Source organism: Mycobacterium sp. E735 (assembly GCF_001666955.1).
Classification (GTDB): domain Bacteria; phylum Actinomycetota; class Actinomycetes; order Mycobacteriales; family Mycobacteriaceae; genus Mycobacterium.
On the sequence record NZ_LZIX01000168.1, the window covers coordinates 1 to 24,361 of the forward strand.

24 protein-coding genes are annotated in these 24,361 nt (G+C 66.7%); 14 read left to right on the forward strand and 10 right to left on the reverse strand.

Translation table 11 applies throughout. From position 1 onward, the window contains the following. Nucleotides 1-147 precede the first annotated feature (147 nt). Entirely contained in the window at nucleotides 148-948 is an 801-nt protein-coding gene (locus A5704_RS13105; protein ID WP_067755093.1) for an enoyl-CoA hydratase/isomerase family protein, read from the forward strand. Beyond that, entirely contained in the window at nucleotides 945-1,703 is a 759-nt protein-coding gene (locus tag A5704_RS13110) for an enoyl-CoA hydratase/isomerase family protein (RefSeq protein WP_067755096.1), read from the forward strand. Before A5704_RS13105 ends, A5704_RS13110 begins: the two co-directional genes overlap by 4 nt. 2 nt (nucleotides 1,704-1,705) lie before the next feature. Here A5704_RS13110 and A5704_RS13115 read toward each other — a convergent pair whose 3' ends face one another. Next, nucleotides 1,706-2,908: an acyl-CoA dehydrogenase family protein gene (locus A5704_RS13115; RefSeq protein ID WP_067889309.1), complete on the reverse strand. Its 1,203-nt coding sequence runs from the start codon at nucleotides 2,906-2,908 to the stop codon at nucleotides 1,706-1,708. 2 nt (nucleotides 2,909-2,910) lie between these two features. Beyond that, nucleotides 2,911-3,723, reverse strand: coding sequence for an enoyl-CoA hydratase/isomerase family protein (locus tag A5704_RS13120; protein ID WP_067755102.1), 813 nt, complete (start codon nucleotides 3,721-3,723; stop codon nucleotides 2,911-2,913). A gap of 100 nt (nucleotides 3,724-3,823) precedes the next feature. On the opposite strand from A5704_RS13120, the gene A5704_RS13125 reads away from it, so the two are divergent. Genes A5704_RS13125 through A5704_RS13150 form a run of 6 tightly spaced genes read left to right on the forward strand, consistent with a single transcriptional unit; the run spans nucleotide 3,824 to nucleotide 9,618 of the window. Beyond that, nucleotides 3,824-5,020: a cytochrome P450 gene (locus A5704_RS13125; protein ID WP_067755105.1), complete on the forward strand. Its 1,197-nt coding sequence runs from the start codon at nucleotides 3,824-3,826 to the stop codon at nucleotides 5,018-5,020. Beyond that, the gene (locus A5704_RS13130) at nucleotides 5,017-5,814 is read left to right on the forward strand and encodes an enoyl-CoA hydratase/isomerase family protein (protein WP_067755108.1); all 798 of its coding nucleotides are present in this window, start codon (nucleotides 5,017-5,019) and stop codon (nucleotides 5,812-5,814) included. Before A5704_RS13125 ends, A5704_RS13130 begins: the two co-directional genes overlap by 4 nt. 9 nt (nucleotides 5,815-5,823) lie before the next feature. Next, on the forward strand, nucleotides 5,824-6,639 hold the full coding sequence (locus tag A5704_RS13135) for an SDR family NAD(P)-dependent oxidoreductase (RefSeq protein WP_067755111.1): 816 nt from the start codon (nucleotides 5,824-5,826) through the stop codon (nucleotides 6,637-6,639). A gap of 5 nt (nucleotides 6,640-6,644) precedes the next feature. Continuing rightward, complete coding sequence (locus tag A5704_RS13140; RefSeq protein ID WP_067755114.1) at nucleotides 6,645-7,181, forward strand: nuclear transport factor 2 family protein; 537 nt, start codon at nucleotides 6,645-6,647, stop codon at nucleotides 7,179-7,181. Then, nucleotides 7,178-8,125 (forward strand): SMP-30/gluconolactonase/LRE family protein, encoded by a 948-nt coding sequence (locus A5704_RS13145; RefSeq protein ID WP_067755117.1) that lies wholly within the window; start codon nucleotides 7,178-7,180, stop codon nucleotides 8,123-8,125. Before A5704_RS13140 ends, A5704_RS13145 begins: the two co-directional genes overlap by 4 nt. After that, complete coding sequence (locus A5704_RS13150) at nucleotides 8,122-9,618, forward strand: adenylate/guanylate cyclase domain-containing protein (protein WP_082954854.1); 1,497 nt, start codon at nucleotides 8,122-8,124, stop codon at nucleotides 9,616-9,618. Before A5704_RS13145 ends, A5704_RS13150 begins: the two co-directional genes overlap by 4 nt. Before the next feature lie 13 nt (nucleotides 9,619-9,631). Here the strand turns inward: A5704_RS13150 and A5704_RS13155 are convergent, their stop codons facing one another. Continuing rightward, entirely contained in the window at nucleotides 9,632-10,927 is a 1,296-nt protein-coding gene (locus tag A5704_RS13155) for an amidohydrolase family protein (protein WP_067755120.1), read from the reverse strand. 117 nt (nucleotides 10,928-11,044) lie between these two features. Between A5704_RS13155 and A5704_RS13160 the strand changes: the two genes are divergently transcribed. Further along, the gene (locus A5704_RS13160) at nucleotides 11,045-11,263 is read left to right on the forward strand and encodes a hypothetical protein (protein WP_067755123.1); all 219 of its coding nucleotides are present in this window, start codon (nucleotides 11,045-11,047) and stop codon (nucleotides 11,261-11,263) included. Between the two features lie 11 nt (nucleotides 11,264-11,274). On the opposite strand, the gene A5704_RS13165 is transcribed toward A5704_RS13160, so the two are convergent. From A5704_RS13165 to A5704_RS13190, 6 genes are read right to left on the reverse strand one after another with little or no spacing between them, the layout of a single operon-like run. After that, the gene (locus A5704_RS13165; protein WP_067889312.1) at nucleotides 11,275-12,414 is read right to left on the reverse strand and encodes an acyl-CoA dehydrogenase family protein; all 1,140 of its coding nucleotides are present in this window, start codon (nucleotides 12,412-12,414) and stop codon (nucleotides 11,275-11,277) included. A 2-nt stretch (nucleotides 12,415-12,416) separates the two neighbouring features. After that, nucleotides 12,417-13,460 (reverse strand): acyl-CoA dehydrogenase family protein, encoded by a 1,044-nt coding sequence (locus A5704_RS13170; protein WP_067755129.1) that lies wholly within the window; start codon nucleotides 13,458-13,460, stop codon nucleotides 12,417-12,419. Nucleotides 13,461-13,462: 2 nt separating this feature from the next. After that, entirely contained in the window at nucleotides 13,463-14,656 is a 1,194-nt protein-coding gene (locus tag A5704_RS13175) for a cytochrome P450 (RefSeq protein ID WP_082954855.1), read from the reverse strand. Nucleotides 14,657-14,708: 52 nt separating this feature from the next. Beyond that, the gene (locus A5704_RS13180; protein WP_067784316.1) at nucleotides 14,709-15,158 is read right to left on the reverse strand and encodes a VOC family protein; all 450 of its coding nucleotides are present in this window, start codon (nucleotides 15,156-15,158) and stop codon (nucleotides 14,709-14,711) included. Beyond that, complete coding sequence (locus A5704_RS13185; RefSeq protein WP_067889315.1) at nucleotides 15,155-16,357, reverse strand: CoA transferase; 1,203 nt, start codon at nucleotides 16,355-16,357, stop codon at nucleotides 15,155-15,157. Before A5704_RS13185 ends, A5704_RS13180 begins: the two co-directional genes overlap by 4 nt. Next, nucleotides 16,354-17,589 carry a CaiB/BaiF CoA-transferase family protein gene (locus A5704_RS13190; RefSeq protein ID WP_082954859.1) on the reverse strand — a complete coding sequence of 412 codons (1,236 nt, stop codon included), beginning with the start codon at nucleotides 17,587-17,589 and terminating at the stop codon, nucleotides 16,354-16,356. The genes A5704_RS13185 and A5704_RS13190 overlap by 4 nt, the downstream gene beginning before the upstream one ends. A gap of 110 nt (nucleotides 17,590-17,699) precedes the next feature. On the opposite strand from A5704_RS13190, the gene A5704_RS13195 reads away from it, so the two are divergent. The 4 genes from A5704_RS13195 to A5704_RS13210 all read left to right on the forward strand — a co-directional run bounded on the left by A5704_RS13195 (nucleotide 17,700) and on the right by A5704_RS13210 (nucleotide 22,385). Beyond that, nucleotides 17,700-18,902: a cytochrome P450 gene (locus tag A5704_RS13195; protein ID WP_231969092.1), complete on the forward strand. Its 1,203-nt coding sequence runs from the start codon at nucleotides 17,700-17,702 to the stop codon at nucleotides 18,900-18,902. A gap of 11 nt (nucleotides 18,903-18,913) precedes the next feature. Beyond that, on the forward strand, nucleotides 18,914-20,134 hold the full coding sequence (locus A5704_RS13200; protein ID WP_067755144.1) for a CaiB/BaiF CoA-transferase family protein: 1,221 nt from the start codon (nucleotides 18,914-18,916) through the stop codon (nucleotides 20,132-20,134). Between the two features lie 39 nt (nucleotides 20,135-20,173). Further along, nucleotides 20,174-21,031, forward strand: coding sequence for a mycofactocin-coupled SDR family oxidoreductase (locus tag A5704_RS13205; RefSeq protein WP_067889322.1), 858 nt, complete (start codon nucleotides 20,174-20,176; stop codon nucleotides 21,029-21,031). 64 nt (nucleotides 21,032-21,095) lie between these two features. Continuing rightward, on the forward strand, nucleotides 21,096-22,385 hold the full coding sequence (locus tag A5704_RS13210; protein ID WP_231969094.1) for a phosphotransferase family protein: 1,290 nt from the start codon (nucleotides 21,096-21,098) through the stop codon (nucleotides 22,383-22,385). Nucleotides 22,386-22,403: 18 nt separating this feature from the next. Here the strand turns inward: A5704_RS13210 and A5704_RS13215 are convergent, their stop codons facing one another. Further along, on the reverse strand, nucleotides 22,404-23,618 hold the full coding sequence (locus tag A5704_RS13215) for a cytochrome P450 (protein ID WP_067889329.1): 1,215 nt from the start codon (nucleotides 23,616-23,618) through the stop codon (nucleotides 22,404-22,406). Between the two features lie 183 nt (nucleotides 23,619-23,801). On the opposite strand from A5704_RS13215, the gene A5704_RS13220 reads away from it, so the two are divergent. Further along, nucleotides 23,802-24,356 (forward strand): TetR/AcrR family transcriptional regulator, encoded by a 555-nt coding sequence (locus A5704_RS13220; protein ID WP_067784306.1) that lies wholly within the window; start codon nucleotides 23,802-23,804, stop codon nucleotides 24,354-24,356. The last annotated feature ends 5 nt before the right edge of the window (nucleotides 24,357-24,361 follow it).

The following is a 24,361-nucleotide window of genomic DNA, read 5'->3' on the forward strand; positions in this document are numbered from 1 at the left end:
TCGATCGGAACCGCCGAACAGATCGAGGCCTTCACGGCGTTCCTGCAGAAGCGATCTCCGGCTTGGGCGGTCAGCCGCGATCGAGACGCGTTTGTCCAGACCCGACGACCGGCGTGGCTGGCGCCGCACGAGGACGGCTGACCGCCCATGACCGAGTTACCGCAGGGCACGTCGGAACTGACCGGGTGCGACGAGATCCTCGTTGCCGCCGACGGTCCCGTCCGGATCGTGACGCTGAACAACCCCGACGACGCCAACGCGGTCAACAACAGAATGCACACGGCATTCTCGAGACTGTGGGCGACGCTGGCCGAAGATGCCGACGCGCGGGCTGTGCTGATCACCGGCACGGGCGACTACTTCTCCGCCGGCGGAAACCTGGTGGAGTGGCTGGAAACCCACGTCAACAACCCGGTGACACGCCGCGCCGGGATGCGCGACGCCCGCCGCATCGTGCGGGACATGATCGACTTTCCGCTGCCTGTGGTCGCGGCCGTCAACGGGCCCGCGGTCGGCTTCGGGTGCAGCATCGCGGTGTTGTGTGACATCGTCCTGATGTCCGACCGCGCGTTCTTCGCCGACACTCACGTCGCGAGCGGCCTGGTCGCCGGTGACGGTGGGTCGGTGCTGTGGCCACTGTTGATGAGCCTGCTGAAGGCCAAGGAATACCTGATGCTCGGCGAACGCATCAAGGCCGACAAGGCCGTCGAGTTGGGCCTGGCCAACCGCGTCGTGTCGCACGCGGAGATCAAGCAGGAGGGGCTGTCGATCGCCCACCGCCTGGCCGCGTTACCACCGAGGGCGGTGCAGGACACCAAACGAACGCTGAACCTGCACGCCCAGCGCGCGATCACCGGCATCCTCGAATACGGGATCTCCGCGGAGACCGAGTGTTTCACCACGCCCGAACACCGGGCCGCCATCGACAAGTTCCTCGGCCGACAGTGACGGACAGCGATCCGCTCATTCGCCGCGAGGACCATGGCGGCATCGCCGTCCTCTTCCTCAATCGGCCACGCCGGCGCAACGCCCTCTGTTACGAAACCTGGACCGAGCTGTCGATCGCGCTCGGCGGAGTGGTTGCGTACGGCGACCGCGCGTTGGTCTTAGCCGGCGCCGGAGACTTCTTCTGCGCCGGTGGGGATTTGAAGACGGGGCCGGCACGCGGCGACGGTCCATTGGGCCCTGCCGGCCGCGTCGAGCACGCCCAACGCGTAATGGAACAACTCAAAGCTGTGCCGATACCGACGATCGCAGCAGTCGAGGGTGCGGCCGTCGGCCTCGGCTGGAGCTTGGCGCTGGCGTGCGACCTCGTCGTGTGCGCTTCCGACGCATTTTTTGCCGCCCCGTTCGTCGCGCGTGCGGTGGTGCCCGACGGCGGATTGGCCTGGCGCTTAACGCAGCAGCTGGGCCGCAACCGCGCTGCGTCGTTGCTGCTGCGAGGAACACGATTGCCGGCCGGCGAGGCGGAGCAGCTCGGGCTGGTGACCGAGATCGTCGAACCCGGATCCGCCGTCAGCCGCGCCCTGTCCATCGCCGACGAAATCTCCCGAGCCGATGCGGGGGCGGTGGAGATGACGAAGCGGCTGATCAATTCCGCCGAGGCCGCCCAGCTCGCCGCCTTCCATCCGCTCGAGCTGGCGATGGCGACCGTGGCGCAACAACGTTCGGCGGCCGCCAAGGGCCGGGCCGGGTACGCCTGACGTCAGCGCGGCATCCCGAGGCCAACAGTCGAGATCAGATCGCGCTGGATCTCGCTGGTGCCGCCGCCGATCGTGTGGAGCAAGGACAGCAAGAGGCCTTCGGAGAAGTGCCCGTCGAGCACCGCGTCGGGATCGTCCGGCATGAGTTCGCCTGCCGGACCCAGGATCTGGGCCCCGAGTGCGCGCAGTTCGGCGGTCAGTTCGGAGTGATACAGCTTCGACAACGACGGAAGCGCGGGATCCAGGGCGCCGGCCGCCTGCAGGTGCGCTACGCGATACGACAGGGCGCGGCCCACCTCGACGCGTTCGACGGCGCGGGCCAACGCGATGCGGTTGGCCGGATCGGACAGGGGGTCGTGCGCCGAGCCCTTCTGCGCGTGGCACCAGTCGATGAGCTCATCGAGGTAGCGTTGCGCCTGGGCCGCCCTGGTGACGTTCGACCGTTCGGCGTCAAGCAGCGCCTTCCCGACCGTCCAGCCCTGCCCCTCGGCTCCGACGAGGTTGGCGGCGGGCACACGCACACCATCGAAGAACTCCTCGGCGAAGGTCGGATACCCGGTCATGGACCGGATCGGCCGGCGCGTGATTCCCGGACTTTCCAGGTCGACGAGGAAGAACGAGATTCCGGCCTGGCGCTTGTCCTCGATGGGCGAGGTGCGCGCCAGGACGAAGATCCAATCGGCGAGCACGCCGTTGCTGGTCCACGTCTTCTGTCCGTCGAGGACGTACTCGTCGCCGTCTCGCCGGGCCGTCATCCGCAGCGACGCCAGATCCGAGCCGGCGTCAGGTTCCGAATAGCCTTGTGCCCACATGCGTTCCGATCGGGCGATCGCCGGCAGGTGCTCGGCCTTCTGCTCGGGCGTGCCGTATTTGAACAGCACCGGTGCCAGCATGTTGACTCCGTTGGTGTTCACCAGCGGTGCGCCCGCATAAGCGAGTTCCTCGCGGATGACCACCTGTTCGACGATCCCGCGTCCGCCGCCCTCGTACTCGGCGGGCCAGTGCGGCACGAACCAGCCCTGCTCGTGCAACTTTCTGCAGAACGAGACCGCACGTTCGTGGGCGTCGCGCGGCAGGTAGTCGGGATTGGCCGCGGTGCGGCGGAACTCGTCGGCGAGGTTGTCCGCCAGCCACTCGCGGATCGAAGTCCGCAGTGCCTCGGTGTTCTCGTCACCGCCGAATTGGATGAGGGGCTTGCACGGCATGGCTAGATGCGCTCGGTCGGTTTGGAGCCCTTCTTCATCAGCTCCGCCATGAATTCCTGGAATTCCTTGCTGCCGGTCACCATCGCCTGCAGGTCGTTGGTGGCCTGCTGGTGGGTGCGGAACCCCATCGTCTCCCACGCGCGGATGACGCCGGATTTGACGGCCTGCAACGTGATGAGCGGCGCCTTGGCGATTTGGGTGGCCAGTTCCTCCACGGTGGCCTCAAGCTTGTCGGCCGGGACCACCCGGTTTACGAGACCGAACTCGAGCGCTTCCGCCGCGCTCAATCGCTGGGCGGTGTAGAGGTATTCGGCGGCCCGCTTGTAGTTCATGAAGACCCACGGCTCGAACATGGTCTCGGCGCCCGGCAGGCCGAACCCCGGCACCAGGGGCATCTGAAACCACGCGTCCTCGGAACACACCGTGATCTCGGGGATCAGCGCCCAGGTGGTACCTCCGCCGATCGCATACCCATGCACCTGGGCGATCACCGGCTTGGGGAATTCCCACAACTTCAGCACCGGCCATAAAAACAACTGCGCGGCCGAACGCCACACCTTGCCGGACGCTTGCAGTTCGGCCATGAATTCGGGGTACGCACCGGTGGGGATGTGACCGGAGCAGAACCCCTTGCCGTTGGCCTTGATGATGACGACCTTGATGTCATAGTCGTACTGCGCATCGTCAAGCGCCTCGTTGACGCTGTGGACCATTTCCGAGCTCTGGGCGTTGGCGGCGTCCGGGTTGTTGAGGATGATCCGCGCGATCGGGCCATCTTTCTGGTAGATCACGTGCTCGAGTTCTCGCGTTTCCATCGTTCGTCCTCCTCAACACCGGGCAGACGATCACCACGCCGTCAGCATGGTGCAACTATACAGATAATGTATTAGTGTTCTTTGGGAAGGGACGGTGCCGATGACGACGATCGAGTTACGTTGGGATCCGTTCGACCGCGCGTTGCACGAGAATCCGTATGGGGTCTGGAAACGGCTGCGCGACGAAGCGCCAACTTACTACAACGACCAGTACGGCTTCTACGCTTTGAGCCGGTTCGCCGACGTGATGGAAGCGTCGCTGGATACCGAGACGTTTTCCTCGTCGCACGGGATCACCCTCGACGCGATCACCGACGAGCCTTGGCCGCCGCCCCGGGCGATGATCATGATGGATCCACCCGACCACACCGCACTGCGAAAGATGGTCAATCGCACCTTCTTCCGCACTCAAGTCGCCCAGCTCGAGGACCGGGTCCGCTCGCTGTGCTGCGCCTACCTGGATGCGTTCGTCGGCACCGACGGCTTTGACTACGTGCGCGACTTCTCGATGAAGCTCCCGGTGATGGTGATCAGCTCGCTGCTGGGTTTCCCCGAGGAAGACCACGACAACCTGCGCGAGTGGTCGGATGCCCAGCTGCATCGCGACGAGGGCACGACCGAGCTGAATGAGGAGGGCCAGCAGGCCAACGTGAAACTGCTGGGCTACTACGCCGATCAGATTCAGCGACGGCGGGCCGCACCGACCGACGACATCGTCGGCAACCTGATGAGCTCCGACCTGGTCCAGGCGGGCCGCGAGACCCGCCGCCTGGACGATGGCGAAGTGTTGATGTTCATCGCGATGATCAACGTCGCCGGCAACGAGACCGTTGCCCGCTTGCTGGGGTGGGCCGCGCTGACACTGGCGAGATACCCCGACCAGCGGGCCAAGTTGGTCGACCGGCCCGACCTGATCGGCAACGCCGTCGAGGAACTGCTGCGCTACGACGCCCCCTCGCCGGTACAGGGCCGCTACACGAAACGCGACGTCACTTACAACGGCACGCTCATCCCGGCGGGCTCGCGCGTTGCCCTGCTGACCGGGTCGGCGGGCCGCGACGAACGCCAATACGAGAACCCCGACGTCCTCGACGTCGAGCGCACGGGAATCCGGCACATCAGCTTTGGCCATGGTTCACACTTCTGCCTGGGCGCGGCGCTGGCCCGCCTCGAGGCCCGGGTGGCGCTGGAAGAGACGTTGAAGCGTTTCCCGACCTGGGACGTCGACCGTGATGCCGTGACGTACGTGCACACCAATTCCGTGCGCGGCCCCGCCAGCGTGCCGATGCGGCTGTGACACCCGACCTCGCCGTCCGCACCGAAGGCGCGGTGCTCTGGTTGGTCTTGGACCGCCCCGAGGCCGGCAATTCGGTGACGCGGGCGGTGCAGCAGGCCCTCATCGAAAACCTGCGCTCCGCGTCCGACGACGCGGGCGTCAGGGCGGTGGTGCTCACCGGCCGCGGTGACAAGCATTTCTGCACGGGACCGAATCTTCGGGACCCGGGAATGCAGCCCAAGAAGGACCGCATTGCGGGCGACGCCGCCCGCATTCTGCGTACCGGGTCTCAGGCGGTGGTGACGGCGTTGCTGGACTGCGAAAAGCCGGTGTTGTGTGCGCTCAACGGGACCGCCGCAGGGGTGGGCGCCAGCATGGTGCTGGCGTGCGACCTCATCGTGGCCGCCGAAAGTGCTCGCATCATCGAGCTTTTCGCGCGGCGCGGGCTCGCACCGGACGGGGGTGCCGCCTATCTGCTGGCGCGCAAGGTTCCGTTCAACGTCGCAAAGCAGCTGCTGCTTTTCGGCGAGGAGCTCTCCGCCGCGGAAGCCGAGAGGATCGGCCTGGTCAATAAGGTCGTCGGTGCCGATGACCTGGAAGCCGAGACGGCCGCCTGGGCCCAACGGCTCGCCAGCGGGCCCACCCGTGCGCTGGCGGCGGCCAAGGCGATGCTGAATCAGGCATTCGACGTCGACCGCGATGCCGCGTTTCGCACCGAGGCGCTGTTGGTGGAGCAGGTCGCCGCGACCGACGACGTCGCCGAGGGCATGGCGGCTTTCACCGAGCGACGCGACCCGGACTTTCGTGGGCGCTGAGAGACGCTCATGACGCTGCACCGAAACGCCGCATCGCTGGACGGCCGGGTCGCCGTCGTCACGGGCGGGGGCGGTGGGATCGGAAGCGCCATCGCCGAGGCCCTCACCGAATTCGGCGCACGGGTGGCCATCTGGGAGAAGGACCATCCGAGTGCCACGGAGGTGGCCGCGCGGGTCGGCGGCCTCGCGTGCGTCACCGACGTGCGCGACGCCGAACAGGTCGACGCGGCGCTGGCCACGACCGTCGACGCGCTGGGGGTTCCGACCATCCTGGTGAACAATGCCGGCGGGGTCTTCTGGTCGGGCCTGCTGGACACCTCGCCCAACGGCTGGGATGCCCTGATCCGGATCAATCTGACGCAGGTGCTGCTCTGTACGCAACGCGTAGCGCGGGCCTTGGTCGAGGCGGGACAGGGCGGCAGCGTCATCAACATCAGCACCATCGAGGCGGTCCGCGCCGCGCCCGGGTTTGCCGCCTACGCCGCGGCCAAAGCGGGCGTGGTCAACTTCACCAAGACCGCCGCGCTTGAATTGGCACCGCACAACATCCGCGTCAACGGGCTCGCGCCCGACTTCACGCTCACCGAGAGCCTGCAGAAGATGGCGCCCAACGGCGTCGAAAACGCCAAACTCATGGTGCCGATGGGCCGCGCGGGCCACGTCGACGAAATGGCCGGCGCCGCAATCTTCCTCGCCAGTGACCTCAGCGCCTACGTGACCGGGCAGACGCTGCACGTCGACGGCGGGACATCGGCGGCCGGCGGCTGGTATCACCATCCGCAATCGGGGCGCTACGTACTCGGCCCCTCGACCCCGGTGCCCTAGCCCCGATGCACGACACCGAAATTCGGGACCTGTTGGCGAAGGAGGAAATTCGTCAACTGCCCTTCCGTTACGCCGCCGCGATCGAAACGCGGGACGTCGATGCGATGGCCGAATTGTTCGTCCCGCACGCCCGGTTCGGCGAGCACGGAGAGGGCCCCGAGGCGCTGCGCCGGCTGATGTCGGCCAGCGTCGACGGGAGCGTATTCGCGGTCATCCTCGTCGCTAACCACCTCGTCGAGCTGGACACAGCGGACCGCGCCCGCGGGCAGGTCTGGGCCCAGTGTTTCGCCCAGACCGACGCCGAGGGGTTTGTCGAACAGCTCATCAAGTACGAGGACCGCTACGAGCGGCACTGCGGGCGTTGGCTTTTCCTGCACCGAAGGCATCACCTGTGCTACGGCGTCAGCCGCCGGCCGTCGCCCCTGACACAAGGAGCCGCAGCCTGGCCACGAAACCAGACCGGCGTCGGCGACCTGCCGCTGAGCGACCCGGTCTTCACGGCTTGGTGGCAGAGCAAGGCCGACGGGGAAACGCGGCCGTGAGCTCCGGCCGTTGCCTAGCCGAGGGGCTCTCCTTCCCCGAAGGCCCGGTCGTCTACGACGACGGCTCCGTCGTGGTGTCGGAGATGGCGGCCGGCAGGATCACCCGCGTCCGCCCCGACGGTGTCACCGAGACGGTCGCCGAGACCGGCGGTGGCCCCAACGGGGTGGCCCGGCTTCCGGACGGTCGGCTGGTGGTCTGCCAGAACGGCGGCTCCACCTTCGGACTCGGGCCGTGGCCCTACGATTTCGTCGGCTGTGCAACACTTTTCCGGCCGGTGGGGGCGCCCGACCACCCAGTCACTCCCGCGCTGCAGCTGATCGAAGCCAGCGGTCGGGTCAGCACCCTGTGCACCGAATTCACCGCGCTTTCAGGCGGCACGCTGCCGCTGATGCGGCCCAGCGACATCTGCGTCGACGGCGATGGCGGCTTCTACGTCACCGACGGCGGAGTCACGCGAGGCCGCAACCGCGGCATGACCGGCCTGCTCTACGGCACCGTCGACGGTGGGCTTCGCGAGATCGTCTACCCACTCGAGATGCCCAACGGCGTGGCCCTGTCCCCGGACGGGGCGTTGCTCTACGTGGCCGAGACGCGAACGCGCCGGGTCTGGGAATTCGCGCTCGACGGCCCCGGAATGGTGACCCGGGCGCGCGGTCTGGCAACGGTGCCCAGCGGGGGCCCACTGAATGTCGGAGGGGCGGACGGGCTTTGTGTCGACGCCGCCGGCAGAATCCTCGTCGCGACCCTCGGGACCGGCGGTGTCACCGTGATCTCCCCGACCGGCGAGCTGTTGGGCGCGATTCCCGCCGACGATCCGATGACCACAAACGTCGCGCTGAGCCCCGACGGCGGCACCGTGTTCATGACGTTGGCATCATCGGGACGACTCGTCAGTGTCGAGAGCTGGCGGGGAAAGTCGACCGCCGCCCGGCAGTCGCCGTGAAGCCCGTCCGGCGCCGGCTGCGTTCGCCGTTCGCTCCCGCCGGCAAATCGCTCGTGATATCGGGGGCGATCGTCCCGACCGTCACTGGCTCGGTCCTGATCGCGGCATTGACCGCGTGGGCCCTGCCGACGGGTGCGGCGCTCCGCGAACACCACGTGATGTTGGTCAACATCGTTGCCGGCGTCTGCTATTCGGGCACCGCCCTGCCGCTGGCCGCGATATGCGGGTACACCTTGCTGGGCCTGCCCGCGGGGGCCAACGATGCCACCGCGCGCCGCGTCGTCCTGGCCATCCCGATGAGAATGGCCGTGATCCACGGAACGGTATGGTCGGCGGCCGCCGTCATATTCGTACTCACGAATTTTCGCACCCCCTGGCTGGCCGCAACCCTGGGAGTTTCGATCCTGCTCGGTGCCGTCGTGACAACCGCGCTGTCCTATTGGATGTGCAGGTTTGCGCTGCGGCCGACGGCGGCCAGGCTGCTCACCGAAGACCCGCCGTCACGGCCACGGGGGCCGGGTCTTCGGCTGCGAGCGGTGAGCGCCTGGGTGATCGGAACGGGAGTACCGACGCTGATGGTCATGCTCGTCGCCGCGAGCGCCCTGTTCGTCGAGTACTCCGCTCATCGGCTTGCGCTGGTCGTACTCGTCCTCGTGGGTTGCGCCATGGCCTGTGGCCTGGTGGTCGCCGCATTCAACGCGTCAACGATCGCCGATCCCATCGACGAGGTCAGGCACGGCATGCAACGCGTGCAGCGCGGCGAATTCGACGTGTCCGTTGCCGTTTTCGACGCCTCCGAGCTCGGTCTGTTACAGGCGGGCTTCAACACCATGGCGACCGGACTGCGGGAACGAGAACGGCTGCGCGACCTGTTCGGCCGCCACGTCGGCCAGGATGTGGCCCGTCTGGCCGAGCAACTCGCCGCCGCCGGTGACCAGATCGAGATGGGCGGTGTCAACCGCGAAGTGGCGGTGTTGTTCGTGGATCTGGTCGGCTCGACGCGACTGGCCACCACACTGGAGCCGCCCGAGTTGCTGGCGACGCTAAACGACTTCTTCACGATGGTCGTGAACGCGGTCGAAGCGAATCGGGGCTTCGTCAACAAGTTCGAAGGGGACGCCGCGCTGGCGATCTTCGGCGCCCCCCTCGACGACGATGACCGCGCCGCGCATGCGCTGGCGACGGCCCGCGAACTCAACAGGATTTTGAATCCGCCCGGCGCGCCGATCAGGGCCGGCATCGGCGTCTCGGCCGGCATGGCGGTGGCCGGCAACGTCGGCCACCCCGGCCGCTATGAGTACACGGTGATCGGCGACCCGGTCAACGAGGCGGCGCGGCTCACCGACGTCGCCAAGCTGTCGGTGGGCGTCGCCGCGTCCGCCGTGGCGCTGGACATGGCCGATCAGGAGGAGTCGCACCGATGGCGGGTCGTCGACTCGAAAGTGCTACGCGGACGGGCGAATTCGACCGACATCGCCGTCCCGGTCGATTGAAGCTCCGTGCGCGTCAGACCTTGTGAGACTTCTGCTCTTCCATCTTGTCTATGAATGCGTCGAATCCGATGCCGCCGTGGCCGGCCATGACCTCGTCGTAGTCGTACTCCGGCGGGTTGCCGCCGTTGGGGCGCCACCCGGCATCCGCGGTGCAGGACTTGAAGCCGCCCTCGGGGAAGGCGTACCAGCGCCGCGTGTTGAGTTCGACAATCTTGGCGGCCTCCTCGTCGGGCACGTCGGCGAGCATCTCCTCGGCGCGCGCGCGGCTCTTGGGCCAGAAGGAGTCGGAGTGCGGATAGTCGCATTCCCAGGTGATGTTGTCGATCCCAATCTGGTGGCGCATCGACATGCCGACTTCGTCCTCGATGAAACATCCGGAGATGTTGCGCCGGAACAGCTCCGACGGCGCCACCGTGGGGTGGATGTTCTGGTAGAACTTGTGCTTGCGCCAGACGTAGTCCGCGCGTTCGACGAGGTACGGCATCCAGCCGACGCCGCCTTCGGAGAACGCGACTTTGAGGTTCGGGTGCTTGTGAAACACCGGCGAGAAGATGAGCTCGGTCGCCGCGGCCATGGACGTTGTGCCCATCAAGGTGATCATCACCGCGAAAGGTGCCTCCGGTGCGGTCTGGGGCGGGAACCCGCCGCTGCCGAAATGCATCACCGCGGTCAGGTTCGTCTCTTCGAGCGCCGACCACACCGGCTCCCAGTACGCGGTGTGGTAGCTGGGCAGCTTCAAGTTGGTCGGGTTGTCCGGCAGCCCGATCGCCCGTGCGCCCTTGGCCGCCACCCGCTCGATCTCGGCGACGATCAGGGCCGCGTCCCACAGCGGTGTGATCGCCATCGGGATGAAGCGGGCGGGGTCGGTGGCGCACCATTCGTCGAGCGAGAAGTCGTTCCACGCCTGGACGGACAACTGGGCGAGTTCCTTGTCCTCGCCCTCCAGGAAGACGGTGCCACAGAAGCGCGGGAAGGACGGAAAGCACAGCATGGCGTGCACGCCGTCGATGTCCATGTCCGCCAGTCGGGCTTTCGGGTCGTAGCACCCGGGGATCATGTCCGCGTAGCGGATTGGGTCGACACCGAACTCCTCCGGCGACTTGCCGGCGACGGCATTCAGCCCGATGTTCGGATAGGCCCTGCCCTCGTAGACCCACTGCTGCACCGGCGGAGCCCCGTCGCGCGGGAAATCGACGATGCGGGGACCGGCGTCGAGGAATTTCTTCGGCAGTCGGTCCGCCCAGACCTGCGGTGGCTCGATCAGGTGATCATCGACGGACAGGAGCTTCATCGAAGGTTGCAGCGGCATTGTGGGAGTCGTCTCTCGAAGTCGTGCGATACGGTACAAGTGAACAGATTCTGACTATTTGACTATAGCGCCGATGGTGGCCGGAGCCCAAACGAACAGGGCGCATCAAGGAGGACCATGACAACATCCGATAGCCCACAGTCGCGCATCCCGCACGACGATTGGGCCGACCAGGACCTGCTCACCAAAGGTGAGGCGGCCGAACGGCTCGCCGCCGAGATCGCCGAGGTCGCTGCCAAACTCGGCGCGTCGGATGATCAGGACGCGACCCTGATGCGACGACTCAACGGGCTCCAGGAGGCCTACAAGCACCTGACGCGGGACCCACAGGGCTGACCCCGCTCCACTCAGGCGCGCGGCAAGCCCAGCACCCGCTGGGCGACGATGTTGCGCTGGACCTGGGCAGTTCCGCCGTAGATGCCCGCGGCGCGCGACCACACGTAGATATCCCATTCCAGGCCTTCGGTGAGCAGCGGGCCGCTGGCCGAAAGGTCCATCATGGCGTGGGCGAAGAACTGGTCGGCACGTGTCATGAGCAACTTGTCCACCGAACCCTCGGGCCCGGGAAGCCGGCCGTTCTGGCGCTCCGTGAGCGATCTCATGACCTTGATCTGCAGTGCCCGCAGCTCCACGTAGGCCTGCCCGAGCCGGGCCCGAGCCGACGGCGAGTCTTCGAGCCAGCCGACGCGAACGTCGTCCTCGAGGCGACGTAGCTGCGTCTTGAGCCGGCCGATCCAGTTGATGTCGCTGGGACCGCGCTCGTAGGCGAGCAGCTGGTTGGCAATGGACCAGCCCTCCCCGCGCCCGCCGAGCAGGTTGCCCGCGGGTACATCGACGTTGTCGAACGTGATCTCGGTGAACTCGCGGTTGCGCGCGGCGTTCACGATGGGCCGCACTTCGATGCCGGGCGTCGACATCGGCACCAGCAACACGGAAATGCCGGCGTGCTTCGGTGCGTCCGGCTCGGTGCGGCACAGCAGGAAGCACCAGTCGGCAACCGCACCGAAGCTCGTCCAGATCTTGCGGCCGTTGACGCGAAACATCTCACGCCCGCCTGCGTCGAGGCAATCGGCCCGGGTCTTGAGGCCGGCGAGGTCGGATCCGGCCTCGGGTTCGGAGAACCCTTGACACCAGCGCACCCGGCCCGACAATAGCCCGGGCAGCAGCGTGTCGCGCTGCTCGTCGGTTCCGAACAGGCGTAACGCGTTGCTGAGGTGACCGACGCCCTCGATGGGCGCGGCGCCGGCCCGCCCGAGCTCGTCGTTGAGGATCGCCTCGTAGACCGGCGCCTTGCCATGCCCCCCATACTCGACGGGAAAGGACAACCCGATGTAGCCGGCTTCGTAAAGCGTTTGGTGCCAGGCATTTTGCGCGTCAGCCCGCGCCGCCGGGTCGTCGGGAATCGCGGCGTCGGCGGCGTGCTCGGACAGCCACTGCCTGAGCTCGGCGCGGAACTGCGCTTCGGGTGCGCTGTCGTTGAAGTCCATGGCTAGGCGAGTTCCCGGTTCGCCAGCCGCAGCGCGGCGATGGCCTCGTAGTGCACCGTCTCGTCGCCGAACAACCGCCGGTCCAACAGCGCCCGACGCAGCCGCAGGTGTGAAACGTGCTCCCAGGTGATCGCGATGCCACCAAAGACCTGCACCGTGGTTTCCACCACCTCCCGGCCCGCGGCCGAGGCGTATGCCTTGGCCGTCATCGCCGCCAGCCGCGCCTCGTCGGCCGGCGAGTGGTCGATCGCCCACGCGGCGTGCCAGAGGCAACTCCGGGCGCCTTCGACTTGCACCAGGGCATCGGCGAGCAGATGACCCACGGCCTGAAACGAGCCGATCTTGACCCCGAATTGAGCCCGCTCGCCCGCATAGCGGACCGCGTCGTCCAGGGCACCCTGCATGATGCCGACCAGGTCGGCGGCGACGGCGGTCATCGCCAAGGACTCGACCCGCTGCCACCGTTCGTCTTCGATGGCCTCGCCGGTCACCACCGCCGAAGCGACCGAATCGGCTGGCAAACAATGGAATTCACGGGTCAGGTCCAGTCCGCGCGGGTCGGCGCCGCACAGTGGTGCGCACACCAGCCGACGTTGTCCGTCGGTGCGGGCGGTCAGTAGTCCGTGGGTGGCGCCCGCGGCGTCGAATGCCACCCCAGGTCGGTGAGCCGAGCCGAAACCCATCAAGTCGGGGCCGAGCACCGGCGCCAGCCGAAGGCCGCCTTCCGCGACGAGCTCCAGTTCCTTCTCGGCTCCGGCCGCCTCCAAGAGCTCGGTGGCCAGCACCGCCTGGCCCACCACCGGAACGGCGCTGAGGGTTCTGGCGAGTTCTTCGATCACGACGACGGTTTCGACGCCGCTCGCCTCGAGCCCGCACAGGCGCGGTGAACGCAACGTCGGCACACCGAGATCCACCAGGCGGCGCCACTGGGCGTCGAGCGCCTCGCCGGTCGGGATTTCGTCCGCGCTGGAAACCCCCACGCTCGCCCCCAGCTGCGCGGCGGTGTCGCGGAGCAGTTGCTGCTCGTCGGTAAAGGCGATCTCCATGGTCAGCGCAGGGTCATCTCCACGCTGGTGTATCCGCGCACCGTCGCGGTAAGCACGCGTTCCCGAGCCCCGATGGCGTAGTCGGGAAACCTGTCGGCGATGTACTCGAACACCAGCTGCGCCTCGCGGCGAGCCAACCATTGCCCGAGACAGATGTGGATTCCCCACCCGAAATACACGTCGGTGCCGCGCGGCCTGTCGATGATGAAACGGTCGGGATCGTGGTAGCGCCGTTCGTCGCGGTTGGCGCTGCCCAGGAGCAGCAGCACCCAGTCGCCGGCGTCCATGGTGACGCCGTGTCGCTCGACGGGCCTGGTCAAGGTGCGAGCCACCCAGTGGCTCGGCGTGTCGTAGCGCAGCGCCTCGTTCACCGCGGCGGGAATGACGCTGCGGTCCTTCACGATGCGCTGCCACTCCTCGGGGTGCTCGGCGAGCGCGACGAGGCCGTTGGAGATCAGCTTCTGCGTGGTTTCCGAGCCGGCGGCAGACAGGAGATTGCAGAACATGAGCACCTCGTGCGGGGTCAGGGCGCGCTGGCCGCCGGCCTCGGGGTCGTCGAACGTGGCTTGCAGCACGACGCTGATCAGGTCGTCACCCGGGTCGGTGCGGCGCCGCTCGATCAGGTCACCGATGTACTGGCTGATCAGGCGGTTGGCCTCGATGGCTTTGGCCGGCATCGCGACCTGCCCTTCCTCCCGGGTGAGGAAGGCCTCCCACCAGACGCGCAGCTGCGCGCGGTCGCTGTGCGGCACGCCGAGCAGATCACCGATCACGTCCGTGGGCACCGAGAACGCGAACGCCTCCATCGCGTCGACGGTGGTACCCGGTTGCAGCCGGCCAAGGTGCGTGTGGACCACCGCCCGCAGGGCAGACTCCATGGCGGCGACCGCTTTTGGCGTGAAGAACCCTTTGAGGACCCCGCGAATGCGGTCGTGGCGAGGCGGGTCCATCGAGATCACCGAGTACTTCCGTCCGTCGTTGTCCGGGTTCTCCGGTGCCGGACCGCGCTTGGACGAGAACGTCTCCCAATCCCGCAGAGCCTGCGACACGTCGTCGAACCTGGACAGGACCCACCAGCGGTTTTCGGGATCCCGGTAGACCGGCGCCTCGTCGCGCAATCTCCGGTACACCGGGTACGGATCGTCGAAGATCGCCTTGGAGAACGGCGAATACATCAACTCGCTGGTCGCTGGCACAGCCCTGACTCTATCATCGCAATGAACAATCGGACGTTGAGTGACTAACTGCTCAGTCGCTCGGCGGCGTGCGCTCGATCAACTCGATCCAGTTGCCGTCGGGGTCAGTCGCCATCAGTCCCCGGTTGCCGCCGTCGAATGTGACCGTTCGTTCCGGTCGGGCTTGGCCACCCAGGCGCTCGATACGCGCGACGACCGCGTCCGCGTCGTCGACGCGGAAAGACAGGTGCGTGAAGCCCACCGCGTTCATCCGGCGGGGCCGGCGCTTCTCGCGCACGCCCGGTACCGGGTAGCCGAGCAACTCGAGGCGAAATCCGTCGCGTTGCAGGTAGACCAAGTCCAGCACCAGCCCGGGCACGCCCAGCAGCCGTGCCGTCTCGGGCCCGTCGACCGTCAGGCGGCCGCTTTCGTCGAATCCCATTGCCGTGCAATAGAATCGGACGGATCTTTCGAGATCGCTGACGCACAGCCCGATATGGGTGAGGCGGTCACCGGGGGTCATGCGGTGTCGTCGGCAAGTTCGTCGAGCAGCGCGTTGTGTTCCCCGAGCAAGGGTGGCCGTACGGGCCCGCCCGCAAGAGTGGCGCTGAAAAGGTATGGCGTGCCCGGATAGCGGAACGTCTCCCGCAGTTCCGGGTGGTGGACCGGCACGTGAAACCCGCGGGCGGCGATGTGTTCGTCCTCGAAGGCCTCGTCGGGTGACAGCACCGCTCCGGCGGGGAATCCGCGTCGCTGGCTCTCCAGGAAGTACTCATTCGCCGGCATCCGGGAAGCAATCAAGGTGATCGCGTCGCGGGCCGCCATAAGTATCGCGGTGGTCTCGTCGTCGGCACCGATCATCGCGATGTCGACCGGCTCGTCGCGAGAGGCGGCCATTTCCAGGAACACCGCCTCGGGAAGCTCGTCGGTCAGGCCAAGGTCCGCGAGCCAGGTCAGCAGGTTCGCGAATTCGGTCGGCTTGCGGGGTAGCACGCCGGTGGTGGCGTAGGCGCCGTCCGCGCACCGGACCTGCGTCGGTTGGCTCCGCGTGAAGTACGCGTGACGGCCGGTCTGGCGGACGCACGTCTCGTTGTTGACCAGCCAGTGGTACGTCGTCTGCTCCGAACTGACGTTGCAGGCCGCATTGACGCTGACGTCGACGAGCTGACCCTGGCCGGTCTGGTCCCGGTGCGCAAGGGCCACCAGCGCTCCGATCGCGCAATACAGGCCGGCGAGGTTGGCCGACTGCTCGCCGGCGCCACGGACCGGCGGCAGGGAGTGATCGTCGTAGCCGCAGTTCCAGACCGGACCCCCGCCGGCGAGCATGGTGAGGTCGGTGACGGGTTGGTCGGCCCGCATGCTGTCGAGGCCGAATGGGGTGACCGCCACCCAGATCAGGGACGGGTGCCGGGCATCGCCGACGGGGCCGGACCCGGAGATCACGATGTCGGCGCCAGCGATCAGGCGCCCCAGTGCGTTGGCACCCTCCGCGGTGTCGAGATCGACGGTCACCGACCTCTTGCCTACGTTGCCGCTCCACCAGCGCAGGCTGGTATCCGACCCGATGTTGTCGTGCGCGAACGGCGGTCGTGACCGATGTGAAGATCCCGCGGGAGGTTCGACCACGACGACCTCCGCGCCGAGTTCGGCGAGCAACCTTCCCCCGACGGGGGTGAACTGGCCGCTGATCTCGACGACGCGAATCCCGCTCAGCGCGTTCACATCACACCCCGCTTCGTCAAGTCGTCCAGCTCCTGATCACTGCGCCCGAGCAGCCCGCCCAGCACGTCTCGGTTGTGTTCGCCCAGACACGGCGCGGCCCGCGAAATGCTCCACGGCGAGGCCGACATGCGCAGGGGAACCCCTTCGACGCGCACCGTCCCGATCTCGGGGTGCGTCACGGTCGGGAAGAGCCCCCACTCGGCCAGGTCCGGGTCTTCGTCGATTCGTTCGCGGGGCGACTTGACGACGCTCGCCGGCACCCCGGCCGCGGTGAGTTCGGCTGCCAGCGAGGAGGCTTCGCGGGTCCGGGTGCAGGCGCTGACAAGTGCGTCGAGTGCGTCGGCGCCGAGCAACCGCTGCTCCAGGGTGGCGAATCGGTCCTCTGTCAATCGCGGTTCGTCGACGACTTTGGACAGCAGGGCGACGTCCCGGTCGTCGCGGCAGGCGATGGCGACCCACCGGTCCTCGCCCAGGCACGGGTAGATCCCATGCGGGGCCATCTCACCGAAGTCGGCGTGGTTACCGTCCGGGAACCCCGGCCGGCGCGCGGGCCGCTCGTTGACCGTCCAATCCAGCACCTCGGTGGGCAGCATCGCGATGCCCGCAGGCACCGTGGCCAAGTCGATGTGTTGACCCTCGCCGGTGCGTTCGCGCTGATGCAGGGCCGCCAGGATCGCGACCGTCATGTAGTAGGCGGCGACGTGGTCCATGTACGAGTAGCCCCATCCCGCGGGCTCACGGTCGGGCAACCCGGCGGTGAAGGTGAGCCCGCTCAGCGCCTGAACGATGGGACCCCAGGTCTTGAAATCGCGGTAGGGGCCGCTATGTCCGAAGCCGCAGTTGGAGACGTAGATGATGTCCGGCTTGATCCGGCGCAGCTCGTCGTAGCCGAAACCCATCCTGTCCAGCACGCCGGCGGCGAAATTCTCGCAGACGATGTCGGACAGGGCGATCAGCTCACGCAACAGCTGCTTGCCGGCGTCGGCACGCAGGTTGATGGTCACTCCGAGCTTGCCCACGTTGTGGTTGTTGAAGCCGGCACCCAGATTCACGCCCCGGCGCTCGTCGACGAACGGGCCGACGCCGCGCAGCGCGTCCCACATCCCGCGCGTTGCGGGGTCTTCGACGCGAATGACCTCGGCACCGAAGGCGGCCAGGATCTTCGTCGCCCCGGCGCCCGCCAGTTGACCGCCCAGGTCGCATACCCGAAGGTGGGACAACCCGACGCTCACCATGCAACAATAAAACAGATTTTGTTCTTCTGCCAATGCCGCGCCGCAGCCAGGCCGGCGGGACGGCCACTCGCAGATTAACAGTTGATGTTCTATTGTTCAGTCTTATGGTGACGATCACAGCGGCCCGCTTCGACGAGCCGGCGTTCTACCTCGGCGACCCGAACGCCACATTCGCGCAGCTGCGCGAACACGATCCCGTGCATTGGTACGAGGAGGGCCAGTTCTGGGTCATCACCAAGTACGAAGACATCAAGGGTATCTCGGCTCGACCCGAGAGGTTCAAGTCGGAGCGCATTGGGATCATGATGGATCTGATCGCGCACCGGGAGGGCCGCGACCCTCAGGGGTACGGCAACCGCGGCATCATGTTCATGGATCCGCCGGTGCACCGAGTGCACCGCAAGGCCGTCGGCGTGCGGTTCACGCCGGCCGCGGTCGCCAAGATGGAGGCCCGGGTACGCCAGGTCGTCAACGATGTGCTCGACGACCTGCCGAACGGTGAATTCGACTGGATTCAACGGGTCGCCGAGCCCATCCCCGTGTATGTGTTCGCCTACCTGCTGGGAGTGCCCGAGGAAGACTGGCCGAAGGTCGCGGGCTGGGCGACCACCATCGCCAACGTCGGTGGTGGGGCCGCGAGCGACGAGGACTACGCGTTCATCTTCGAACACATCGGGCCCTATCTGATGGGCCTCGTCGCCGAACGCAAGGAGCATCCTCAGGACGATCTGCTCACGATGCTCTCCCAGGTGACCGTTGACGGGGAGCCCTTCGACGACATGCAGGTGATGATCTACGCGCTCACCTTGCTCGCCGCCGGCAGTGAGACCACGCAGAGCCTGATCGCGGGAATCGCCGATTGCCTCGACACGCATCCCGACCAATCGGCGGTGTTGTTCGCCGAACCCGGCCTGAGCGGCAACGCCGTCGAGGAGGTGCTGCGTTACTGGACGCCGGTGATGAGCATGGCCCGGCAGGCGGCCCGCGACGTTCGTCTGCGCGGTGCGGAGGTCAAGGAAGGCGACGGGGTGCTGCTCGCCTATGCGTCCGCGAACCGCGACCAGGAGCACTGGGGCCCGACCGCCGAACAATTCGACATCCACCGCCAGGACGCCGCCAATCACCTCGGCTTCGGGGTCGGCGAGCACTTCTGCATGGGCGCCGCCCTGGCTCGACGCGAAGCTCGTCTGCTGCTGGAGGAAGTGGCGCGGCGCGCCAAGGGGATTCACGTGGTCGGCGACCGAGTGCCCCGCGTGTCGACGCTGGTGCACACGCACGACCACCTGCCTGTTGTGCTCGACTACCGCTGAGGGGCGTGCCCATGAGCGGACCCATGGCAGGCGTACGCGTCCTCGAGGTCGCCCAGTGGACGTTCGTTCCGGCCGCCGGCGCGGTGCTGGCGGACTGGGGCGCCGACGTACTCAAAATCGAACATCCGCGCACCGGCGATGCCCAGCGGGGCCTACGTCAGCTCGGCAACGTGCAGATCGCCGGCGACCGCAACCCCGTCATGGAGCACGCGAACCGCGGCAAACGATCTATCGCCCTGGACATCTCGACACCGGCCGGCCATGAATTGCTGATGGACATTGCGCGCACAAGCGACGTGTTCCTGACCAACTTCTTGCCCGACGCCCGTGCCAAACTGCGGATCGACGTCGATGACTTGCGGACGGCGAATCCCGACATCGTCTATGTGCGGGGCAGCGCATACGGAACGCTCGGCGACGAGGCCGGCATCGGTGGCTACGACATGACGGGCTTCTGGAGCCGGGGCGGTAGCGCGGCAAGCGTCACCCCGCCCGATATGGGCGGCGTCGTCGCACAACCCGGCCCGGCGTACGGAGATTCTCTGGGCGGCATGACAATTGCCGGCGGAATCGCGGCGGCGCTGTTCGCTCGTGATCGGACCGGTGAGGCCAAGGTGGTGGATGTGTCGCTCCTCGGAGTGGGGGTGTGGGCGATGGGGGTGGCAGTCAACGCCGCGCTGATCTCCGGAGAGCCGTGGCAGGCAAACCCCGCCGGCGCCAACGTCGCCCCCCACAATCCGCTGGTGGGCTTCTACCGCACCGGCGACGGGCGGTACATGGGATTGTCGATGATGCAAGGTTTCCGCCATTGGGCGGACTTCTGTTCGCGGGTCGGACTCCCCGAGCTTGCCACCGACGAACGCTTTGCCAGCCATGAGCTGCTAACCCGCAACGCGGCGCAGGCAACTGCGATCCTGCGCGAGGTGCTCGGAAGCAAAACCCTCGAGCACTGGCGCAAAGCGCTGGCCGGTTTCGAAGGGCAGTGGGCGCCCGTACAGAACACGATGGATGTTGTGGCTGACGAGCAGGTGAGGGCAAACGGTGTCATCGCGCCCGTCCAAGGCAGCGGCGGTGCCCTCGAGTTGGTATCGAGCCCCGTGCTTTTCGATCAGACACCGTTTACTCTCGGCCCGACACCGGAGTTCGCCGAACATACCGAGGCGCTATTGCTCGAACTGGGCAAGGACTGGGACGACATCATCGCCCTCAAGGACAGCGGGACCATCGCGTGATCGACAGCCCTCTTAAGATCCAACCAACGGAGTAAGCAGATGAATCGAGTCAGCGGCAAAGTTGCGGTCGTCACGGGTGCGGCGCGCGGCCAAGGACGCAGTCACGCAGTCCATCTCGCCGACGAGGGTGCCGACATCATCGCCGTTGACATCTGCGACGACATCGCGACCAACGACTACCCGATGGCACGCAAGAGCGACCTCGACGAGACGGCGAAGCTGGTGGAGAAGGCCGGCCGGCGGGTGGTCACCGCGGTGGCCGATGTGCGGGATCGGGCGGCCCTGAAGAAGGCGATCGACGACGGCGTTGCCCAACTGGGCGGGCTGCACGTCGTCGTCGCCAACGCCGGCATCTGCCCGCACGGAGAGCACAAAGGGTATCCGGCGTTCCGCGACGTGCTCGACGTGAACTTTCTCGGCGTTGTCAACACCGTCAACGCCGCGTTCGACCATCTGGACACCGGTGCGTCGATCATCGCCACGGGCTCGATCGCCGGACTGGTCTCCCAACACGACATGTTCAACGGTGGCGGCAACTCGGGCCCCGGCGGGCTCGGCTACGGCCTGGCCAAGAAGTTCGTCCGCGACTGGGTCAAATCGATGGCGATGACGCTGGCGGCGCGCGAGATACGCGTCAACGCCGTGCACCCGACGAACGTGAACACCGCGATGATGAACAACCCGATGATGTACAAAACGTTCCGGCCCGACCTGGAGGCTCCGACACACGACGATGCCTTCGTGATCTACCCGATGCTCCAGGCGATGCCGGTGCCCTGGGTGCAGCCCGAGGACATCTCGCACGCCGTGGTCTACCTCGCCTCTGACGAATCGCGATACGTCACCGGACTGCAGATGTTCATCGACGCCGGTGCCGCGCTGAAAATGGGTTTCTGACCTCCCCGACGACATGACACCCGATCAGGCGGTACGAAGCTGGCTCGAGAGTCACCTGGGGCCCGTGCGGGCCTTCGAGCGCCAACCACGTTGGCGTCCGGCCTGGTTCGCCGACGTCGAACGCGACGGCACGATCATGCCGCTGTATGTGCGGGGCAACCGCGAGGGCATGGAGTTCTCGTTGTCCACCCATCGAGAGGCGGACATCCTTGAAGCCCTGGAGAAGCAAGGGATTCCAGTCCCACGCATTCACGGTCGGATTGAGGCACCACCGGCCATCGTGATGGATCGCCTCCCCGGCGCCACCAATCTGTCAACCTCGCCGAGTGCAGCAGAACGCAACTCGGTCATCGATGAATACATGGAAATCCTTGCGCGGATCCATCGGCTGGATCCGGGTGAGTTCTCCACCGCCGGGCTCAAGTTGCCCGAAAGCCCTCAGCAGCATGCGTTGTCGAGCTTCGAAGCGTCCGTCGCGAGGTATCGGTCTACCAAGAAGCGCCCGGAGCCGTTTCTGGAATTCGGCATCGGCTGGATCCGCCGCCACGTTCCCGCGCACCGGTTCGACCCTCGCTTCGTCCTCGGCGATCCCGGACAGTTCATGTTCGCCGACGGTCGTGTGACCGGACTGCTCGACGTCGAACTGGCCTACCTCGGCGACACCGCCCACGACCTCGCAGGACTGCGCCTGCGCGACATCTCCGAGCCCTTCGGCGACCTCGAGCGCGCGTTCCGGCGCTATGAGGAGGTTTCCGGCGTGGAACTGGACCTGCCGGTGGTCGAGTTCCACACCGCGCAGTTCTCGCTCACCACGCCTCTCTCGTTGGTGATGGTCTTGCACAACCCTTTTCCGATGAGCGACTTGCTGCAATATGAGGAGTGGTTTCAGCAATGCTCGCTCAACGCAGTCGAAGCCATGGCCGCGGTCGAGGGCATCGCCCTCGGCGATTACCGACTCCCGCATGCGACAGATGTCCGCCAGAGCGGCCTTATCGACGCGTTGGCACCCATCATCGAGGAGCTAGCGGCCGAGACCGAGATTGAGCGCTTTCGCCGGCGTCAAACGGCGCAAACCGCGCGCTACGTCGCCGGCGTCTGCCGGCACGGCCCCGCGATCGAATCCGAAAACCTCGACGACGTCGAACGCCTGCTCGGCTCCCGATACGCCGACTGGCGCGCAGGCGATGCGGCGCTGGAGGCATTCGTGCTGCAGGCGCCCGACAACATGGACACCGAGCTCATTCGGCTGTTCCACCGCCGCATCATGCGGCAAATGCGTTTACTGGAGCCGGTTCTCAACCGCGCCGGCGGCGTGCACCCGCTGACGCCGCTGGCCCGGTTACTCGGCCGCTGACGCGCGCGTCGGAGGCCGCTACCGTGCGACGAGCTCCAGCCGCTTCCGTCGTCGGACCAGGATGCTGGGCAGCCAATCTCCGACGTCACACGCGTCGATCCAGGTGGTCCGCTCCAGTAGCATCTTGAACACGATCTGAGCCTCCAACCGGGCCAGGGCCGCCCCGACGCAGAAATGCACGCCCTTGCCGAACGTCACATGCCCCTTCCCGTTGCTGCGGTCGAGAAGGAATTCGTTGGGCGACTCGAAGTGCTCGGGGTCGCGGTTGGCGGCTCCCCACAAAAGAATCAGATGCGCATTCCCCGGCACCTCCACCCCGCCGAGGGTGGTGTCACGCCACACGTGGCGGTAGTGGCCACGAAACGGCGGCTCGTAGCGCAGTGCTTCTTCGATGAAATTGCCCAGTAGTTCCGGGTTTTCGCGAATCCGCTGTTGGACCTCGGGGCGGTCGGCGAGAATCCATGCCGCACTGCCCAACAACGAGGCGGTCGACTCGCCGGCGGCGCTGAACAGCGTGAGCATGATGCCCATCGCCACGGCCTGGTCCACCTCGCCGGAGGCGTAGCGGGCGGCCATGTCCGGTATCAGCCCGGATTTGTCCGCGGTATCCGCCTTGTCGAAATGTTCCATGACGTACGCCGACAGTTCGAACGCCGCAACCCCCGCCTCCGCGAGCTGCGCCTCGGTGACGACGCCGTCGAGCAGGGTGGTGGTGGCGTAACCCAGCCGGATCAGTTTGTCGACATCGGCATGGGGCAGGCCCAGCAATTTTGCGACCACCATCATCGGGAGCCGGTTCGCCACCGCGCCCATCCATTCGATGCGTCCTTGGTGCAGGTTCTCCTCCCACAGGCGCTCGGCGGTCTCCGCAGCGAATTCCTCGATGATCCGCACCCGGCGCGCGGACAGGTGTGGGAGCAAGATCTTGCGGTGCAGTGCGTGCGCCGGATCATCGGCCGTGGCCAGGGCGTGGGTGGGGCTTCCCGCCTCCATCATCGGCAACGCCCCGATGCTGCCGTCCTCGCGGAAAATCATGGTTGCCGTGAGATTGGACGAAAAGTCATCGACCCGAGTGACGGCCTCGATCAACGCGTCCCAGCCACACACGGCATAGAAGTCGGAATCGGCGATGCGATGCACCGGAGCCGTCGCGCGCATCCGGTCATACATCGGATACGGATCCTGCAAAGCCTCGGCACCGAAGAAATCGACCGGGTCGCTCAAGACCGCCATAGACCCAGGCTGAAGGTGACCGTCGGCGCGGTCAATAGGGCGAGGAAAGTTTGATAAGCCTCCCGCCGCGCCGTCCGTGCACCCCAAACCGCTTGCGCGGGAGGACCAGCGCGTTAGCCTGAGAATTGTTACCGATAATTCTCACCCTGAGGGAAGTTTCTGTCGGCTGTACGGGAGGGTTGCATGGCACGGAACGACTGGCTGGTGGGCCGGGATCGCCGCAGCGCAGCCGCCGAACGGATATATGCGGCCGCCGCCGACCTCATCTCGCACGTCGGATACGACGAGTTCACCATCGAGAGCCTCGCCGAAACGGTCCACTGCTCACCGGCGACTATTTACCGGCACGCCGGCGGAAAGGCGGCCATCAGGGACGCGGTGGTTGCCCTCCAGGCAAGCCGCATCGTCGATACCGTGCGCGAGGCCATCAAAGACCTGACCGGCCGCGAACGAGTGGTGACGGCCACCATCCTGGCCCTGCAGCGCCTGCGCTCTGATCCGTTGGCGCAGCTCATGCAGACCGCACCGACGGTGCCGCGCAGCGAGTGGCTCACGAACTCCCCCGCTGTCACCGCACTCGCCTATGACATGCTCGGATCCGACAATGCAGATCCACTTGCCGCCCAATGGCTTATCCGGGCGTTCCTGGCGCTGTGGTGGTGGCCGGTGAGGGACCCCGCCGACGAACGCGCCCTCGTCGAACGCTTTTTCGGCCGGTCTTACGAAGACCCCGGCTGAGGGCC

Excerpts from the sequence above, each read along its gene's own strand:
- A5704_RS13105 (WP_067755093.1), top strand. The coding sequence starts at position 148 with ATGACCGAGTTACCGCAGGGCACGTCGGAACTGACCGGGTGCGACGAG.
- A5704_RS13115 (WP_067889309.1), bottom strand. The coding sequence starts at position 2,908 with ATGCCGTGCAAGCCCCTCATCCAATTCGGCGGTGACGAGAACACCGAG.
- A5704_RS13120 (WP_067755102.1), bottom strand. The coding sequence starts at position 3,723 with ATGGAAACGCGAGAACTCGAGCACGTGATCTACCAGAAAGATGGCCCG.
- A5704_RS13125 (WP_067755105.1), top strand. The coding sequence starts at position 3,824 with ATGACGACGATCGAGTTACGTTGGGATCCGTTCGACCGCGCGTTGCAC.
- A5704_RS13135 (WP_067755111.1), top strand. The coding sequence starts at position 5,824 with ATGACGCTGCACCGAAACGCCGCATCGCTGGACGGCCGGGTCGCCGTC.
- A5704_RS13140 (WP_067755114.1), top strand. The coding sequence starts at position 6,645 with ATGCACGACACCGAAATTCGGGACCTGTTGGCGAAGGAGGAAATTCGT.
- A5704_RS13155 (WP_067755120.1), bottom strand. The coding sequence starts at position 10,927 with ATGCCGCTGCAACCTTCGATGAAGCTCCTGTCCGTCGATGATCACCTG.
- A5704_RS13160 (WP_067755123.1), top strand. The coding sequence starts at position 11,045 with ATGACAACATCCGATAGCCCACAGTCGCGCATCCCGCACGACGATTGG.
- A5704_RS13165 (WP_067889312.1), bottom strand. The coding sequence starts at position 12,414 with ATGGACTTCAACGACAGCGCACCCGAAGCGCAGTTCCGCGCCGAGCTC.
- A5704_RS13170 (WP_067755129.1), bottom strand. The coding sequence starts at position 13,460 with ATGGAGATCGCCTTTACCGACGAGCAGCAACTGCTCCGCGACACCGCC.
- A5704_RS13180 (WP_067784316.1), bottom strand. The coding sequence starts at position 15,158 with ATGACCCCCGGTGACCGCCTCACCCATATCGGGCTGTGCGTCAGCGAT.
- A5704_RS13200 (WP_067755144.1), top strand. The coding sequence starts at position 18,914 with ATGAGCGGACCCATGGCAGGCGTACGCGTCCTCGAGGTCGCCCAGTGG.
- A5704_RS13205 (WP_067889322.1), top strand. The coding sequence starts at position 20,174 with ATGAATCGAGTCAGCGGCAAAGTTGCGGTCGTCACGGGTGCGGCGCGC.
- A5704_RS13215 (WP_067889329.1), bottom strand. The coding sequence starts at position 23,618 with ATGGCGGTCTTGAGCGACCCGGTCGATTTCTTCGGTGCCGAGGCTTTG.
- A5704_RS13220 (WP_067784306.1), top strand. The coding sequence starts at position 23,802 with ATGGCACGGAACGACTGGCTGGTGGGCCGGGATCGCCGCAGCGCAGCC.